The 17328-nt window shown below is 59.2% G+C and carries 9 protein-coding genes and 4 pseudogenes; 5 read left to right on the forward strand and 8 right to left on the reverse strand.

All coding sequences use genetic code 11. From position 1 onward, the window contains the following. Nucleotides 1-64 precede the first annotated feature (64 nt). From XH98_RS36740 to XH98_RS36750, 3 genes are read left to right on the forward strand one after another with little or no spacing between them, the layout of a single operon-like run. Complete coding sequence (locus tag XH98_RS36740; protein ID WP_271621451.1) at nt 65-934, forward strand: EamA family transporter; 870 nt, start codon at nt 65-67, stop codon at nt 932-934. Continuing rightward, nucleotides 931-2217, forward strand: a complete 1287-nt coding sequence (locus XH98_RS36745) for an ATP-grasp domain-containing protein (RefSeq protein ID WP_271621452.1) — start codon at nt 931-933, stop codon at nt 2215-2217. The genes XH98_RS36740 and XH98_RS36745 overlap by 4 nt, the downstream gene beginning before the upstream one ends. Continuing rightward, the gene (locus XH98_RS36750; protein ID WP_271621453.1) at nt 2217-3554 is read left to right on the forward strand and encodes a glutamine synthetase family protein; all 1338 of its coding nucleotides are present in this window, start codon (nt 2217-2219) and stop codon (nt 3552-3554) included. The genes XH98_RS36745 and XH98_RS36750 overlap by 1 nt, the downstream gene beginning before the upstream one ends. Nucleotides 3555-4135: 581 nt before the next feature. Here the strand turns inward: XH98_RS36750 and XH98_RS36755 are convergent. From XH98_RS36755 to XH98_RS36775, 5 genes and pseudogenes are all read right to left on the reverse strand, one after another. Further along, nucleotides 4136-4687 (reverse strand): annotated as a pseudogene (locus XH98_RS36755) (TlpA disulfide reductase family protein); the annotation flags it as partial. Between the two features lie 318 nt (nt 4688-5005). Next, nucleotides 5006-6253, reverse strand: coding sequence for an MFS transporter (locus XH98_RS36760; protein ID WP_271621454.1), 1248 nt, complete (start codon nt 6251-6253; stop codon nt 5006-5008). Beyond that, nucleotides 6250-7191 (reverse strand): sulfotransferase family protein, encoded by a 942-nt coding sequence (locus XH98_RS36765; protein WP_271621455.1) that lies wholly within the window; start codon nt 7189-7191, stop codon nt 6250-6252. The genes XH98_RS36760 and XH98_RS36765 overlap by 4 nt, the downstream gene beginning before the upstream one ends. Nucleotides 7192-7219: 28 nt before the next feature. Next, nucleotides 7220-8530 carry an aminotransferase class III-fold pyridoxal phosphate-dependent enzyme gene (locus XH98_RS36770; RefSeq protein WP_271621456.1) on the reverse strand — a complete coding sequence of 437 codons (1311 nt, stop codon included), beginning with the start codon at nt 8528-8530 and terminating at the stop codon, nt 7220-7222. A gap of 29 nt (nt 8531-8559) precedes the next feature. Further along, nucleotides 8560-10110, reverse strand: coding sequence for an FAD-dependent oxidoreductase (locus XH98_RS36775; RefSeq protein ID WP_271600827.1), 1551 nt, complete (start codon nt 10108-10110; stop codon nt 8560-8562). 1237 nt (nt 10111-11347) lie between these two features. On the opposite strand from XH98_RS36775, the pseudogene XH98_RS36780 reads away from it, so the two are divergent. Both XH98_RS36780 and XH98_RS36785 read left to right on the forward strand, forming a co-directional pair. Further along, nucleotides 11348-11829, forward strand: a pseudogene (locus XH98_RS36780) (IS5/IS1182 family transposase); the annotation flags it as partial. A gap of 449 nt (nt 11830-12278) precedes the next feature. Further along, complete coding sequence (locus XH98_RS36785; RefSeq protein ID WP_271621457.1) at nt 12279-12632, forward strand: MmcQ/YjbR family DNA-binding protein; 354 nt, start codon at nt 12279-12281, stop codon at nt 12630-12632. A 339-nt stretch (nt 12633-12971) separates the two neighbouring features. On the opposite strand, the pseudogene XH98_RS36790 reads toward XH98_RS36785, so the two are convergent. The 3 genes and pseudogenes from XH98_RS36790 to XH98_RS36800 all read right to left on the reverse strand — a co-directional run. Then, a pseudogene (locus XH98_RS36790) lies at nt 12972-13259 on the reverse strand (hypothetical protein); the annotation flags it as partial. A 920-nt stretch (nt 13260-14179) separates the two neighbouring features. Next, nucleotides 14180-15904 (reverse strand): outer membrane beta-barrel protein, encoded by a 1725-nt coding sequence (locus XH98_RS36795; RefSeq protein WP_271600829.1) that lies wholly within the window; start codon nt 15902-15904, stop codon nt 14180-14182. 426 nt (nt 15905-16330) lie between these two features. Further along, nucleotides 16331-16750: pseudogene (locus XH98_RS36800) on the reverse strand (P-type conjugative transfer ATPase TrbB); the annotation flags it as partial. Nucleotides 16751-17328 lie beyond the last annotated feature (578 nt).

The following is a 17328-nucleotide window of genomic DNA, read 5'->3' on the forward strand; positions in this document are numbered from 1 at the left end:
CCCGTCGCGCGGGCACGAAAAGGGCAGACAATTGACGAATAGGTTCGCGCTCGGAGTGTTTTTTGTGGCCCTCTATGTCGTCGTGAGTGCAGCAGGCGAGGTTTATGCCGCAGCGTATTTTCAGCGAGCAGATGCGTTCGTCGCGCTCCTGCTGTCCTTTGCCGTGGTTTGTCTAACGTTCAATCTCTTGGCTCGCCACGACGCAAGCAAGGCAGGAGTGGGATATCGGTCGCTCTTGGTCTTCGTCGTACTCAACGTCGTGACTGCAATCAGCTGGATCGGCCTATTTATCGGCTTGAAATACGTTGAACCTGCGATCGTCGTTGCGTTCATGGTGGCGTTGGGGCCCACCGCAACTGTGTGGCTAAACGCAGTGATCAGGCGGCAGGGAGTCCCTCCAGCATCCGATATTGTCGTCAGCGCTTTGATCGCGATGATCGGGAGTTACATGATTTGGATCTCGGCCAGCGGCAACGCAGGCGTGGAGTGGGGGGCTCGATCGTCCTTTGGAATAGTCTTGGCCATCGTGGCCGGCCTATCGCTCGCCCTTACAAATATACTTGTCAAACTTCTGTTCGACCGTGGGTTTTCCGGCCGGCAAGTGCTGGCGCATCGGTTCTATGGAACGATCATCTTGCTGCTGGGACTGGTGGACTATTCATCCCTCGTGCCTGAAATCTCGCAGCACTGGTTTGCGATCGCAGCAATTGGCGTTTCGACGATGATTGTTCCTTTGCTCTTGATCCAGCAGGGCATTCGTTACGTAGAGCCCTTCACCGTCAATATGGTCTTGTCCGCCGCCCCTATCATCACCTTCCTGTTCCAGTACTGCGATTCTCGCATCGTGCCTTCGTCACATACGTTCGTTGGAAACATTCTCATTACGGCTATCGCTGTCAGCAACATCTACTTGCAGTATCGGAGATCCGCATGAAAGAACGCAATTGTGTAATCGTAGACGCATACTCTACCGGCCGATATCTACCGGAGCAGTTCAAGCGCTATGGCATTGGAACGGTGCATGTGATGTCTGCCGCACAGATTCCACCCATATTCCAGGCGCACTTTGATGCTAATCTGTATGATGAAGTCATTCGCCCCGGCGAGCGCTTGGGGTTTGACGACATCGTTGAATATCATCTTCAGTCGCTCCATGGCAGAGAATTTGAGTTCGTTATAGCCGGCTGCGAGTCTGGAGTCGAACTCGCCGATTCGTTGTCGGAGCGGCTGGGCCTACCTTCAAACGGCACCGCTCTATCGGCGGCTCGGCGTGACAAAGCGCGATTGTCTAGCGCGTTGACCTATGCCGGTGTGCGATCGATCCGACAAGTCGTGTCTGACAATGCTGTAGAAATCGCAAGCTGGAAGCGCGAAGCGAACTTCGACGAGATCGTGATAAAACCTCTGAACAGTACGGGCACCGAGGATGTATTCTTTTGCTCGACAGATGCTGACATTCAGCGGGCACTAAGTGCGATTGTCGGGAAGACGAACCGTGTCGGAGCGTTGAATCGTTTTGCCCTCGGGCAGGAAAAAATAAACGGCCAACAATACACTGTAAACGCCGTCTCGATCTACGGGGATGCCTTCGTTACGGAGGCCTGGACCTATGACACCGTTACTATCGAGGGGGCATCATCGGTCTGTTCACTGGAGAGATTGTTGGACGGCAGCGAACCAATCGTTCAGGAGCTGTCCGATTACCTGAAACGAGCGCTGCAGGCGCTTCAGATCGCTGAGGGACCGGCTCATGCCGAGATCATTGTCGATCATCAGGGGCCCGTTCTGGTGGACTTCGGGGCGAGGATTCAAGGGACTATGTCGGCAAAAGCGCGTACCATGGCGTTGGGTCATAACCATATGACGCTGACGGCGTGGCGCTACGCAGATCCCAAGGGCTTTGGTGAGTACATGAGGCTGCGGGGACCCTACAAGCGGAAGGCGCACGCACTATGCGTCTCCCTGATCTCCGATAGGGGCGGTGTCGTTGCCGGTTACCCGGGGCTCGAAGCAATACGCAAGCTCGCCAGCTTCGCGGATGCTATTGCGTTCGTTCCGATTGGTGAAGAGCTGGTTCCGACTATCGATTTGGCATCGACACCAGGCATCGTCTATCTCGTGAATAGCGACATGACTCAGCTCGAAGATGATTATCAAAAGTTGCGGGCAATGCGGATGGAGCAGGTGTTCGAACTGGTGGCGCGGGATAGCAAGTGATGCCAACTGAAGCAACGTTTACCGGAGCTAATGCAGCCAGCGCCGTGATGATCGGCGTAAGCGATTTCGACGGTGTGCTGCGAGGCAAACACGTCTTCGGTGAAGATCTCTCAAACCGAGATAAAGTCATCAAGTTCTCTGAAGCAGTGCTGGCGTGGGATTGTTCGGATCGGGTCATTCCGATCAGTGTCACGCAAAAGCCGCTAGCAGCATTCGGGGATGCTGATCTGCGTATTTTGTCAGGCACCGGCCGTTCGGTCTCTTGTGTCGGCAACCAATATCTTTACCTTGCCGAGTTCACGGGCGCACATGAGAACATTTGCCCACGGGGTGTTCTGCGCAAGGTCCTGAGAAGGGCTGCTGACCTCGGATACAGATGCGCTGCCGGGTTTGAATTTGAATTCATATTGTTCAAGGAGAACGCCGACACAATTGAGGATAAGCCGTTCGAAGAATGGGCTCCTTTAACACGGGGCCCGTTCGGCTACTCGGTTATGCGCTCCGTTGCTCAACATGAGCTGTTCGATGAGATCTTGGCGCTTTGTGAGAAGGCTAGAATACCTCTCAGCGGACTACACTTCGAAACGGGACCGGGCGTGGTCGAAGCCTCACTTCGTCATTGTGATGCGCTGGAAGCCGCAGATCGAGCAATCATATTTAAATCGATGATAAAAGCGTGGGCGCAAAGGCGAGGCATGATGGCTACATTCATGGCCAAGGTCTCCGAGAAATGGCCCGGCCAGTCCGGCCATATTCACATCTCTATGTCCTCAGATAGTCAAAATGCGTTTTACGACGGTGATGCGTTCGGCAACGTCTCCAATCTTATGAGGCAATTTATCGCCGGACAACTAGAATACATGAATGAGTTCTGTGTACTGGCTGCGCCAAACTTCAACAGCTACAAGAGATTGGTACCGGGCTCCTGGGCACCAATCTGTCCAAGCTGGGGAGTTGACAACCGCTCCTGCGCGGTTCGCGCCATTCCGGGAGAGCCATCTGCCCATCGCCTAGAGTATAGGCTGCCTGGCGCAGACGCGAACCCATATCTCGCGCTAGCATGTGCGATTGGTTCGGGAATATTGGGCGTCGAGACAGGTCCGGCACTACCGGCTTCGATCGTCGGTGATGCAAGCGCGGAAATGTGTCGTCCGTCCGCGAGACTGCCTCAAAGCCTATCAGAGGCAACATCTCGGTTTGCGCAGTCTGCAGCGGCCAGTGATGTCTTCGGAGAAAGCTTTGTTGAAGCGTTTTCTCGCTCGCGCCGCTGGGAGTGGGAAGCTGTCCAACATCGAGTCACCGACTTTGAACGTCGGAGATACTTCGAAATCATTTAGCTTGGGCTGTTCGACAGTTCTGTAGATCATTCTTCTGGCCGGTTCCGGCGGCGCGACTGCGGGGGTCTGTGCCGCTGATGTTGGAGTTCATGCAGAGAAAATGTGCGTTACTCGTCGGGTGAGTGACCTTGAGGAGGTGAGCTGCTATCTGCACTATAGCAGCAACCGAGATTGCTCCGTTTGCGATGCTAGGTAATTTCTAGCAACGATCAACACCACCTCTATTCGCATCAATGAAGACGTGCTCGGCTTCTTCAAGAGGGAAGGCAAAGTCTATTATGCTCAGAGGAAGCCGAAGAGGCACGTGATGAGCGACGAAGTAGCCGAGCCGCGGAGCCACGCAGGACGCGAGGCGCAGCATAAAATGGGGGCAGGCCCAGACGATGGCTTGCACTCACGACAAAGCCGGACGACGCGAGCCAGGTATTTATGCCGTCGGAGACAGAACCGCTGGCATCGAGTTCGACGCCAAGCAGCCAGCCGTTCCTCTGCCAATTGTAGCCGATCTGGCCACCTGCGAGGAACGCCGGCGTATCGACGATGCCGCCATAGATTGACGGACCGTAGGGATTGCTGAAGGAGATCTTGTGTCCAGGTTCGGGCTCGGTGGTACGCGGCCGGTGGCAGAGCGCCTCTATCCTCATCCGCCGCATTGGCGTTTTGGCATGCCAGCGGCTGATCTTGCACCCCTCGGCAGCCGACAGGTCTCGCAACATTCAAGAACCGGCGAAAGGAGCGATGTGGCCGTCACGGTCAATGACGAACGAGGTGGGAATCCCGATAGGAAAGCTGGAGTCCATCCAAAGCTTGTTCATTTCGCCTGTTGATTCGAATCCGATCCGATAGTTCAGATTCGAGAACTTGTGGGTCAACCACGCGTCCAACTTTGTTCGGGCCTCGTCGGCCGTTTGAGCTCGTTCGTCAGCTGCGATGCCGAGCAGCTCAAGTCCGCTGTCTTTGTATTTCTCTTGCAGCTGTACTAGATGAGGCATCACTGCCACACATGGCCCGCACCAAGTTGCCCAGAATTCGACGATGTACACCTTCCCGGGCTGGAAGCTCGTGAGGGGCTCGCCTCGCAGCCAGTTCTCCACCTTGATCGGAGGAGCTGGGGACTCCATGCGCAGCACCATGTTGCTCTCCAAAACTGTTGCCACTCGTAGCGCGACTTTGTGCGCTATCAATTGTAGAGATCTCATATTGGGGGCGCTAGCTTACGAGAATCTGATGAGGCTCGGCCCGATGCTTAGTTCGACGCTGAGAACGCCGTCATAGGTGTTGCGATGCATGCGATTTGAGCTGGTCTCCGCCGCCAGGAAAGCTAGCTGTCGCGGCGGCAGGTAGGAGGGCCGCTGATCAGATCGGCATGCGCTGCCACTTCGCCGAGATAGCGATCCATCGCCGTTAGGTCGGCAAATTCTTTGATGTCATGCGCAGCTCGATCGTATCGATCATCCACGCGAGCTGCGTGTTTGGCCGAGCGGCGACCGCCAAATCCAGACTATTGAGGCAGCGCCAAGCAGGCTGCTCACAAGCAGCGTAGCACGCAGTCCTGCCGCTGCAGCGAGTGCGCCACCGGCCAGCGCTCCCACTGACGCCAGCCCCCACACCAAGCTGCGGATGCTCGCATTAGCCCGGCCTTGCAAGCGCTGTGCGACCAGCGCGTACCGAAGGGGAACTTGCTGCACATTGTATATCCCCTGGCCGACCCACAGAATGAATTGGGAGAGCGCGACGCATGCAATCGTCGCCCATCGGGGTTCGGTGATCAGGGTGGCCACGCTCATGCCTGCTGCGCTCAGGGCCAAACCGACCATTAACGCCGGGCCGATGCCGATTGCCCGGCCCGCCGAGGGCGAGCTGGTCGCGCCGACCACGCCACCAAGCGCGCCGATGCCGAGCACCATGCCGACGATCCGGCCGTCGAACCCGAGATCCTTGGTCAGATGTAGTAGAAAGGCCGCAGAATACGCGCTATGGAAAAAAATGAAGGTGGCGGTTGCCAAGGTGACCGCCCTCAAGATCGGATTGCCGAACACGCTCGCCAGCCCCTCGCTTATTTGGCCGAGGACCGCGCTCGAGGCGGCCGTTGAACAACCAGCGACCCGCATCGGCACCAGCAACAGCAACGCGGCGGCAAGCAGAAAGGAGACAGAGTCTGCCAGGATTGCGGTCGGTGCGGAGAGCGCGTCGACGAGCCAACCAGCCAGGAATGGACCTGCCGCCATCGCGATCGCTTGGCTGAATTCCAATGAGCTTTGCGCCCGCACCAAGCGAGAGCGGTCTACCACGGTGGGGATGCACGCCAGATATGCCAGGTCGGCGATCACCGCGACACTGCCAACCAGTAGGCTTGTCATGTAGAGCTGGGCCATTCCAAGACGTCCGAGGCCCGCGGACAGTGGAATCGTCGCCAGCGTGGCCGCCATAATCACGTTGGCTGTCAAAAGGATGTTTCGGTGCGGTAGACGGTCCACGATGACCCCGGCCAATAGGCTCAGCAACAGACAAGGCGCCCGACCGCAGGCCAGCAGCAGTCCCGTCTGCGCGGGGCCGGCGTCCAGCAGGGTGATCGCGGTCAGCGGTAGCGCCAGCATCGTGACGTTGGAGCCCAGCAGCGAAATGGTCTGGCCGAGCAGCAGCGCAAGGTAGCTGCGCGGCAGCCCGCGAACAGCGGCTGGACAGTTCCTCCTACTCACGGCTCGCCGGACGGGCTTGCCAGTGACAAATAGCCGAGACGGGCCAGCTCACATCCGGCGATCTGTTCGAACTCCGTAATCTGCGCTCGCGTCAGATCCTGGGCGTAACGGCCGACCCGGCCTTGGTGCAGCGGCTTTCCCGCAGCCTCGGCCGCCGGATGGCCGTGCGGTTGTTCGAACAATGCGTGCTCGTATTCGGCGTGACGCAGCACCGCCTCATCCCAAGGCAAGCCGAGATGGTCCAGAACTCGTGTCAGCGTGGACCGAGGACTGCCGACAAGATCCTCGTAACGGATCTCGAGATAGCGGCCGAGCGGCGCGATCCGATGCGGCCCGGACACCACGTCAAGCCAGCCGCGCGCGGCCTCGGCCACAGTCCGGTACCCCCAATCAGGAACGGTTTTCAGATGCGAGGCAGCAACGTCCCTTCCGTCGCGCACGATATGCACGAAATGCGCGCGCGGCCAAATTCGGGCGAAGTCATCGATCTGCGCGATCTTGCGCTGCAGTTTCAATCCCCATCGCCGAGCGCCGCTGCGGGTCCTGCGCAACTCGCCCATTTCATTGATAAGCCTGCATCGGTCGGCGAGTGAAACGATGTCGTTGCCCAATTCGAGCATGACCTTGCTGGCCAGCTCGCGCACGTCATTGAAGTCCAGACCGAAGCGGCGGCATTGCACCACAAAATGTACGCCGTCATACCAGAACGGATCGACCGTGTTCTTGGTCGCGCCCGCAACCCGCGGATCGCCGGCGGCAAGCAGGTCCGTTGCATGCAAAATGTGCGGGCCGAGATTGGGCGGCTCAAGGAAGTCGACCTCCGGCCCAACCAGCAGATCAAGATGCGAGTCAAGCACCACGCTAAGCAAGGTCGTGCCCGACCGGTTCTCGCCGCCGAGCAGCACTGGGGACGTCGAAAATGGATTGGGCTGCTGCATATAAAGCATTCTCTTCGGAAGACCTTTCTCATCCCTGGGCTGGCGCAATGAACCAGCGCCGAACCGCCTCAGGGCTCGCAACGAAGTGCTCACCGGCAAACCGTATGGCGGCTGCAAGCGGATCGTGCTCGTCATCGCAGCTGTCCAGCTGCGACTGCGCGGCCGGCAGAGCCTCTGCAGCTGCTTCAACAGCTGCCTTCACGTCGGCATTCGATACCGCCGCGGATGGCATGAAGCGCCCGCCATATTGCATGAGAAAGCCTCGCGCCCACATCTGCTGGAAAAACATCTGACCAAGCTCGGCGTTGGCAAAAACGACGTCGAACATGGTCGGCCATGCAAACGCCCATGCCGCGACTTGCCGATTCGCGAAGACCGCGTTCAGTCCCCTGATCAGTTGCTCGCCAACCTCGCGCATCCGCGCCAGCGCGGTGCCGTCGCGCAGCGCCTCCAACGTACTCAGGGCGGCAGCGAATGGAGTGACCTCGCGCTGATAGGTGTTGCCCATGTATGTCTTTTCGCCAGCGCTCAATACGTCCGCCCGACCCGCGACTGCGGACAACGCCATGCCGTTCGCCAATCCTTTACTCAGCGTAATCAGATCGGGCGCAAGGCCGACCGCCCCGTGGTAGCCCCCGAAAGCGTAACGGAAGCCGGTCATCACTTCATCGATAATGAGCAGCGCACCGTGCCGATGCACCAGCCTCTGCAGCTCCTGATGATAGTCAGGCGGGAAGAAATTGACCTCCGGCGTGACGATCACCGCCGCAACGCGCTCGATGCTGGCGAACTCGTCGAGCAAGTCCAGGTGATAACGGAAGTCCAGGCTGTCCCTGTCGCGGTTGGGCAGCCCCATGCCCGGCCGGTCCTGCAATTGCCAGTCATGCCAGCCATGATATCCGCTGGTGAGCACACGGTTCACGCCCGTAAACGCGCGGGCAAGGCGGACCGCGGCGCTGGTGGCGCATGAGCCGGTGCGGAAGAACATCGTACGTTCCGCGATTGGGAATATCTCAGCGAGCCGTTCGGCCAGCTCGACCCGGTGCACGGATAACGGCCCGGGCAGGATGCCGCCGGTCCGGCGCATCTCAGCGGCGGCGTGCGCGACGACGGGTTCGTATCCGGCTCCCAGCGGCGCGGCTCCACTACAGGACGTGAAATCGACATATTGCTTTTCGTTGGTATCCCACACATGCGCGCCCGACGCGCGGGTCATCACGACGGGAAATCGCCTGTTGAGGTCCCATTTTTCCGAGGCCGTGACGCGCAGAGCGCGCCCTAGTGCCGATCTGTGTCGATCGCTCGCGGCCACGGTGCCACTAGGTATGTTGGTCGACAAGGCCGGCCTCCGTCGATGATCCACGCTGGTCAGCTCAACTGGCTGATTATTCTGCGAGCTATCCGCATTGCGTTCGCCTGGATCGTGAAAGTCGGGTTGACGCCGCCGGCATAGGGAAAGAAGCCGCCATCTGCGACGTAGAGGTTGTCTATGTCGTGCACCCGGCCCCAGCGGTCGACCACCGACTGTGCCGGGTCGATCCCAGCGCGACAGCCGCCGTGCAGATGGCTGCTGCCGAACTGATAGTTGGAATCCTGGTAATCGATCTTTTCCACGCCCGCCTCGGCCAGCAAGTTCGACGCGCGTCGAGAAAGATAGCCCAATCGGCGTTTGTCCAGCGGATGGGTTGAGTAATCGAGAATGATGTTCGGCAAGCCCAGCGGGTCCTGGCTGGCGGCCAATCGGACGGCATTGTCGCGCATGGGCTGGTCGGCCGCCAGGAAATGCAGCCGCAAGGTTATCGCTCCGTGGCGGCCCGTGCGGTTAGATGCGGTGGCTTCGTAGATCATTCCGCCCAGTCCGGACGGTGCCTCGCGGTCCAGGTAGTGATCGGAGATCGCGACTGTGGAGAATGGGCCGCCAGAGGGGGAGGTCGAGAGCCGATCCAACCTCGTCGTGCCAGAGACGTAGCCGCTGATTTTAAACGAGAGGCCGCTGCCGACCATACCAGAGGCATTGCCTATGCCGTTAGGCGCGGCCCGCTGCCTCGAGCGGAGTAGCAGGGCAGCGGATTGCACTGCGTTACCCGCGAGCACAACGCAGCGGGCGCGGACCCTGGCGCGTCGCCTGCTTAGGGTGTCGAGCCATTCCAGCGAGTCCGCGCGGCTGACACTGCCCAGATGGATGCTTACAACCTTGCTGCCCGGAGCAACCGTCAGTGCGCCCGGCGGCAGCGCGATGTCTGTGAATGGCGAGCGCGCATCGGCCCTCGCGCCTGTTGGGCACAGATGTTCGTTGCACGGTCCCTCGCAACGACAGGCTGGCCGGTTGCGATAGGGCACCGAGTTGATTGCCAATGGGGTGGGGAACGGCAGGCCGCCCAGCCGTCCACACGCCTCGGCAATCAAGCGACCCTGCGCGCTGTACTCATGGGGCGGCAGAACAGGAGGATCGCTCGGTGGTTCGAGCGGATCGGCCCCGGCCAGACGGGCCACTCCCATCCGGTGTTCGAGTTCCTCATAGAATGGACGTAGTTCGGCGTATTCGATGGGCCAGGCCGGGTCGAGCGCGTCCGTCGCAATATGCGCTCGTGCGTCAAAATCAATGGTGCGATAACGGAAGGCTATTCCGGCATACAAAGTCATTCCACCGCCGAGCGCAGAGACGGTCCACGGGCGGCCGAACGGCGTCAACGTAGCCGGCGCAGACCGAACCAGCGCGCTGTCCATGCTACTTTGGACGTTCGCCAGCGAGGCGCCGGCAGGAAGCGCCCGACCTGCTTCGAGGAGGAGCACTCGCAAACCACTTTGGGCGATCTCGTGGGCTACCGTCGAGCCGCTGGCGCCACTCCCGATCACGCATACGTCAACGGCGTCGGCCGCCATGTCTCGCACTTTGGCAACACTTCGACGATAGGTCATCCCGATTACTCAATATCGGGCAACTGTCTTCACAGATGCCGTCGCCAGCGTTGAACGTTCGGTAGGTCCCCAGATGACTGGTGTGGCTTCGCCACTTGCCAAAGGATCGTCGCGAACTACTTCGGCACTATACAATGTGACGCTACGTGCGATTCAAGCCTCTTCGGCGGTAAACGCATGAATACGATCACGAGAGTCTCGCAGGATCAGCGAGAGCTTCGAAGAGAATGACCAGATTCATGATCCATCAACAACCTGTGGACCTGATGCGGGCGGGTATGCGTCTTGCGCGGCCAAAGCGATACGTCCCGGACAGGTGAAGCATCGAGGCTTCATCAGTCGTCTTTTTTGAGCACGAATCCTGGTGGTAGTGAGTTAAACGCGGCTCGAACACGCAAGCTGTCATTCATGGTTGGCAAAAAAAGGCCCGGCCTCGTTTCGATGGCCGGGCCGAAGTTAGTCTGGACGGGCGAGGCTGCTAAGCATCGCGCCGACCTCCGCCAGCAGAGGGAGGGCTGCCGACGGCTATTTGCGGTGGAACATGCACCGCAAATCCGTAATTGCGAAGGCCTTGTTCTCGGATACACCCGGCGTTCATTCGAAGCGATCTCTTGGGTCAGGATCGAAGACGCCGGTATCGCTCTGGGCTGTCCACACATCGAGCGCATTGGCGTCTTCGTTCGCTGATGGCAACAGAGCACCTGATCGACGTGCCGGGGGGCCTCACCATATATTTGGGATCGTACAACGTGACGCTACGTACGATTCAAGTCCTTTGAGCCGCCGCGATAAGAGATCGAAGCTCCCGACCTCTCACCAGCATCCACAAGTAAGCGGTGGGCGGTGGAGGCGCGTGTCACATTCCATTCATGGACTCGCGTGCCTAGCCTGGAGCATGCTCGCAAAGGGCCGTGATTACGACGCCAACTTCACGGGGCCACGCCGCTTAAGACAGGGCCGGGACGGGAGAAGATCCACGATCCACCCGGAAAGGCACAATATCCCGCCCAGGTTTGCGAGACGGAAAGGACGAATGGAGCAACGGTTGCACCGACACTTCTGAAGCCTGGTTCGATGCCATCGCCCTTCTTGAGGCCAGCGAGTTACTGAGGACAGGAGTGGGCGGATATCCATAGTGGCTCGAGGCGAGAGCCTCAAATCGAAGCCGGATAGATTGGCGCAGACCGCTACATTTCTTTGTCGATTCCTCTTGCAACGCGGGTGTGGTCCATAGATCGGTGTCAAAGCCTCCATCGTCACCAACAACCGTCGGGCTCCCGGAGGCCTGTTCGTGCTGCACGCCAGGGCGCTGCCCGATAATCCCTACGACGGGCACACTTTGCGCGACGTGATCGACCGCACCGAGACACTCACCGGCTGTCCGATCGAGGTGGCCTATGCCAACAAGGGATACCGCGGACACGACGCGCAAAATCCCCGACGCGTCTTCATCTCTGGCCAGAAGCGCGGCGTCTTCGACGTCATCAAGTGCGAGCTACGCCGCCGATCCGCCATCGAACCCTTCATCGGACACCTGAAGACCGACGGTCACCTTGGCGGCCGCTACCCCAAAGGCCGCGCAGGAGACGCCGCCAGCGTCATCCTCTCCGCCGTCGGCCACAACTTCCGCCGTATCTTCGCCTGGCTCAGAGAACTTTGATGCCTATCCAGCTCTGCCGCACGCGAGCCTGTCCGGCACCGCTCAATTCGGCTTATTAACTTGGCGTAATCGCGGCTGACGTCTTCTTGAGAACACGAGGATCGGTAGGATCGGCGTCGCGGAGGAGGTCACCAAGCCGGCCGCCCCGATACCCAGTCTCTACGATGGCGTCGGCTGCTCGGCGCTGCATTGGGAATGCACGCGATCTGCCCCCTTCTACGGAAGTGAGGAAGCGCAGCCAGCCGCGTCGACAACCGCGCTCCGTATGTTGTATAGCTCTGTCAACTAACGCACTCTCAACAGCTTGGACCGTCCTACATGCATAAGTCCGAGATCGGAGGGCAGGCTGCCCATTCGAGTGAATTTGTGACTTCAGCCTCGGCCAACCGGATCAGCGTGCAAATACCAAATCTAGTGTGCGCGCGTTCTGAATCACGAAGAGAAAAAAAGACTGTCTCTGTCTAGCCGCTCTGCTCTGATCGTCAATAGCAGCGAAAGGACTGAGATGATGAAGAGAGTTGACATTCTTAAATACGCGAAGAGAAAATATGAGACCGAGGCAGAGTATCCTTGGGAGAACTTTCCGCGCTACGCGGTGCTTAAGCACGAGAACAATATGAAATGGTACGGTCTCATAATGAATGTGCCGCGCGAGCGTCTCGGGCTTAAGGGCGATGGCGAGATCGACATTATCGACATCAAGACCGACCCGTACCTGGTCGATGCGCTCAGGAATGCAAGAGGCTACCTGCCGGCCTATCACATGAACAAGGAACACTGGATCTCGGTGCTCCTTGATGGCTCTGTCTCCAAGCAGCAGGTTCAGAAACTGATCGATAGTAGTTTCGACCTGACGAAGTGACGCAGGCGGAGTTTAAGCGATGACGTTCTGGGCCGGCAACTTTGGAGTGCTCGCGTTGCGCTATATCAATGAGGAGGCCTCTGCCAGACTGTCTGCAGACTTCGAGCCTAGTCGTCCAAAGTCTCGAAGCTATGGCTGGCCATCGTACCGATGTGATCGACCTCCAAACTGAAATCCGGCAGGGCCTTGAGCGCAAGCTTGTGATGGAAGCTGGTGATGGCGATGCAGCTATGCTCGACCGGGGGGCATGAGAACCGTCAGCGCGTCGTAGGGCTGGAGAACGAGCGAGCCTGAGCATGCGTAGGGCATGGTGTACAGCAGCGAGACGAAGTGCCGTCGCCGCCCCGGCGCCGTATAGACCTGATAGAGAGCTCCCCCAGAGAAGGGATAGACCTGTAGCCCGTTGATGAAGCCGTTGCGGACCGTTTGCACCCATGCTGGATCGTAGGGATTGCTGAAGGAGGTTCGGCCGAAAGCGCCGCCGACGTGTCCACCAATATAGCCTCCGGACCAGTCCCACACCGCCGCGGGCAGTTTGACTTCCGGCTCTAGGTCTGCCGCATTCGCCGCACCATTTGCGACGAGCGCAATTGTCGTGGCGCCCAAAAGAAGAACTCCAGATCGCATTCAACAAGTCCCCTGCATTTTCTCGGTCCATAACCGAGCGCCCTTAAATTATCGCCGCAGTAAACCGTCGGGGCGGTCCAGACGCTGACAGCGACACGCGCCGAGTCCGTCCCGAAGACCATCGCACCGCGATTGGTGATGAGGCCGTAAAAGAGCAAGTCACGTGCCGAAGTGAATTCGCAGGCTTTGCAGGCACTTCGTCGGGGCGTGTACCGTCAAGTTGCTGACATTGTCTCAATACCGACAGCCGCAGCCACTGCCCGAGCAATCTTTTCAGCCTCTGAGGTAGAGATCGCCGCCAACCCTCCAGGCTCTTCGGCAACGCCGTGGTAGCAATATCGGTGAGATCATGATTGCCGCCGACAGTAAGATTGTCCGGCACGGCCGCGATCGCCGTGTCGTTTGAGGTAGTTGAGTCGACGTCGCTAGATTGCGGACCGTCAATCTAATGACAACGAGCTGCCTATCTGCCGTCGAGCCTTCCGCCCACTCTGAAGATACTCTACGCCAACCGCAATCGACGGCCCCATCTGCCCGAGATACTCCCGCCTGGTCTTGCATCTCCAGCTCAACGGGAGTGAGGTAACGCGCCTGCCCAATCTGCTTCCAGCCGGACTCGAGACTCTGTTGGTCCACTGAAATCGACTGACAGCTTGCCTCAGTCCCTCCCGGTCACGCTCCAAGGTGTGAACATAGGTTGCAATTTTTTATCCACGCTGCCCGAAACCCTCCCGATGTCATGGACCGAAGCGCACGATGCGCATGGTCTCCTGGCTACCGAAGCCATGCGCTCAAGATCGAAATGCTCGGACTGGATGAGGCCAGCGACCCGCAAGGACATGGCTAATGATCCTTGCTCGATGCGCGCGCCATTTCTTAGCGTCGAAGACGCCCGGCGCTTGGCTTGAGGTGTGATCTTTTCAATCGAACTTATAGGAGGCCTGAAAGAACGTACCCCAGCGCTCCATGCTGAACCTTGCAAACGCAGGTGGCGCTCCGGTGCACTTGCTGTCGCTGCCGTTGCAGATTACCTCGCCCCGCCTTTTGGTCCACATGGCCCAGTAGCGCCCGCCGACGCCGACGCTGAAGTTCTTGGTGAAGAAATAAGACAGCACGCCTTCAACCTGGACGCCGCCGCCACCATCGCCCCGCTGTTCAGCGAAGGTGGTCTCGTGGCGCAAGAGATGATTGTCGCGCCCCTTGAAATCGGTCCAAGGCAGGTAGGCGACATCGGTATTTAGTCTCCAGCCATCGGTCAGCATGGTTTCGGCGCTCAGGCCGATTCGAGGCGCATTCCACTGAGTATTCTGGCTGCCAACGATCCTGTCGTCGCCGCGCGCAAGACATGGGCGACGGGGGTTAACCGTTTCTACGCATCCGGTCGAGTCGGAGCTCTGATCGTAATAGGTCCAACCGATAAATCCCCCAACCTTGTAGTTGGCGCCGCGCAGGAAATCGTAACCCGCATCGGCGGTGTAATAGCTGAACCTCCCGTTTCCTTGGCCTGATACCGTGTTGACGTACGGCGTTATCGTTCCCGAGTGGGATGGGGGGAGGCTCCAGTCTTCATCGTTCATGTTCCCTTTGTCGAAGCGTCCGAGGCCAATGTTGCCCTTCAGGAACACTCCCCAAGGGCTGTCGGCACGGCCAAATAGCTCCCCGGAAAGTCCGTCGAGTCCGTGATAGGTGAGCCTCGATCCAAGAATGCTGGGGTCTAGAGGCCAGCCATAGGGCATTGCGCTGTTGTCCCATTGAAAACGTCCGCGGCTGAGCCAGAGCCGCGATCCGCCTTCAAACGACCAGCCGGTCGTGTAGGCAATCGGCGGCGCGCCGGCGGGTGCTTTTGCGTACAGCGGCGCACCGGACCATTGCGCCGTCCACGGGTCGGCGCCAAAATGGTAGTTCAATCCAATCTTTCCGACGTGATAGTTGCTGGACAGGCTCGTTGTGTTCCCCGGAAGAATTGACAAAGGCGGATCTTGCACGGTGGCGGGAGTCGCGACACTCGGCCCGCCGAAATGCAGATAGTCATACTCCGCTGTGACCGACCATGCGGACGTAAGCGCTTGCTCGACTCCCACCCCGATGATGCCACCGAAGCGACCATAGTCGAAATGGGTTTTCTGCTGTGGCAACTGGCGCCCCTCGTAGTTATTGACGACGTCGCCCTGATTGTTTTGCCAAGCCACGCCTCCCTTGAGATAGGCCAGTGTGCCACCCGACGCGCCAAACGTGTATCCGACACGACCGGTCGCGGTGGCAAAGACGTTCGGACCTGCCTTGCAGTTTGCACTCACGACAAAGCCGGACGACGCGAGGCAGGTATTTGTGCCGTCTGAGACAGCACCGCTGGCATCGAGTTCGACGCCAAACACCCAACCGTTCTTCTGCCAATTGTAGCCGATCTGGCCACCTGCGAGGAACGTCGGCGTATCCACGCTGCCGCCATAGATTGACGGACCGTAGGGATTGCTGAAGGAGGTTCGGCCGAAACCGCCGCCGACGTGTCCGCCAATATAGCCTCCAGACCAGTTCCACACCGCCGCGGGCAGTTTCACTTCCGGCTCAAGGTCTGCCGCATTCGCCGCACCACTTGCGACGAGCGCAATTGTCGTGGCCCCCAAAAGAAGAACTCCAGATCGCATTCAACATGTCCCCTGCATTTTCTCGGTTCACGGGGCGGAGCAGACGCTTACAGCGACACGCGCCGAGTCCGTCCCGAAGACCATCGCACTGCGATTGGTGGTGAGGCCGCAAAAGAGCAAGTCGCGTGCCGAAGGTGAATTCGCAGGCTTTGCAGGCACTTCGTCGTGGCGTGTATTGTCAAGTTGCTGACATTGTCTCAATACCGACAGTCGGCGCGGCCGCTGCCGCAGCAATACTTGGCGAGCGCGGGGTCATGGGTGGCCGAACCACATGATGCGCCGGTCTCGCTTTGGCTACGGGAAGCCTTGCTGCCTCCACAGATGGAAAGACAGTGCGGAACGGGCTGCGTCGCTTCGAAGATATTTGAGCTCGATCTGTGCTCCTAAGCGCTCTCATCGAGAGCGCTCTTTATTTGACGCCGCTTTAGTTGTGCCGCCGGCCACCAGAATGTTCTTGCGGGCAGCGAGCGCTTCGCGGAGCACGATCGCCTGAGCGGCCGTCATGATGCCGGCGGCCGCGTAGTCGTCCAGTGTGAAAACAGCGAAGGCAGGCTTGCAGATCGCAAAGGCCGGCCGCGCAGCGACCGGCGGCAAAATCCCCTCGAACCTCTCTCCCGTCTCGGAAAGTCGGCCGAGACGCGCGGCTTTTCCGCATGCACCTCCGCGCCGACATGGTGCCCGACCAGACGCACGATCCGCTCTCCGTCAGCGGCGGACAGCGTTCGGCCGCTATCCTCCAGCCCCCAGTCGATCCAGAGCCATCCATCGGGGTTGAGCATTGCCTCGACGATCGCGGGGCCTTCGAGGAACGTCGCGATCGCGGGGGCCAAGCGCGGTGCGAAGCATGCGCGCGCCACGCGAGAACGCTTCCGAATGGAGTGAAGTGCCCGCCACGATCGGTTCCCGTCGAGCGCCAGCCGCGGCAAGCACCGCGCAGCCCAGGGAGAATCTCGTGTAGGACGATGCCCTTTAAGAGCTCGAGGGAGAAAAGAATCGGATGAGCGACAATAGCAACCTCGAAGACAGAACCATCGAAGCGATACGGCACTATCGCGAGGCCCTCGCCGTGGTCGACGGCCTGGAGCGAAAAGAACGTTCCGCGCATCGAGCGCTGACCAGGATACTGCCTGAATTGGGACATGCCCTGCGCAGCCTAGACCCGCGGTCTCTCAAGGATAACATTAAGATTGGCTTGGCAGCTGTCTCGCGGCAGGACCAAGCGTGGGCCGAACGATATAGTTGGTCTTATGGTTGCGCTCGCATCACGCGTTTTTTGCGTGGGTTGCGCAGCATTTTTGTGCCGAAGTCGACTTCGGCGCTACAACTATCGATCGCCGAACAAGCAGGCACAGGAGCGCTGGAAGCGTCACCTAGAAAATCCCCGACCGCACAGCCTTTCGGTGAGGCGGCCCTCTCAAGAGCAA

Origin of the sequence: Bradyrhizobium sp. CCBAU 51745 (assembly GCF_028128715.1) — a bacterium.
GTDB lineage: Bacteria > Pseudomonadota > Alphaproteobacteria > Rhizobiales > Xanthobacteraceae > Bradyrhizobium > Bradyrhizobium manausense.

Bases quoted from the DNA above. Each gene is read 5' to 3' on its own strand.
- XH98_RS36745 (WP_271621452.1), top strand. From the start codon at position 931: ATGAAAGAACGCAATTGTGTAATCGTAGACGCATACTCTACCGGCCGA.
- XH98_RS36750 (WP_271621453.1), top strand. From the start codon at position 2,217: ATGCCAACTGAAGCAACGTTTACCGGAGCTAATGCAGCCAGCGCCGTG.
- XH98_RS36765 (WP_271621455.1), bottom strand. From the start codon at position 7,191: ATGCAGCAGCCCAATCCATTTTCGACGTCCCCAGTGCTGCTCGGCGGC.
- XH98_RS36775 (WP_271600827.1), bottom strand. From the start codon at position 10,110: ATGACCTATCGTCGAAGTGTTGCCAAAGTGCGAGACATGGCGGCCGAC.
- XH98_RS36785 (WP_271621457.1), top strand. From the start codon at position 12,279: ATGAAGAGAGTTGACATTCTTAAATACGCGAAGAGAAAATATGAGACC.
- XH98_RS36795 (WP_271600829.1), bottom strand. From the start codon at position 15,904: ATGCGATCTGGAGTTCTTCTTTTGGGGGCCACGACAATTGCGCTCGTC.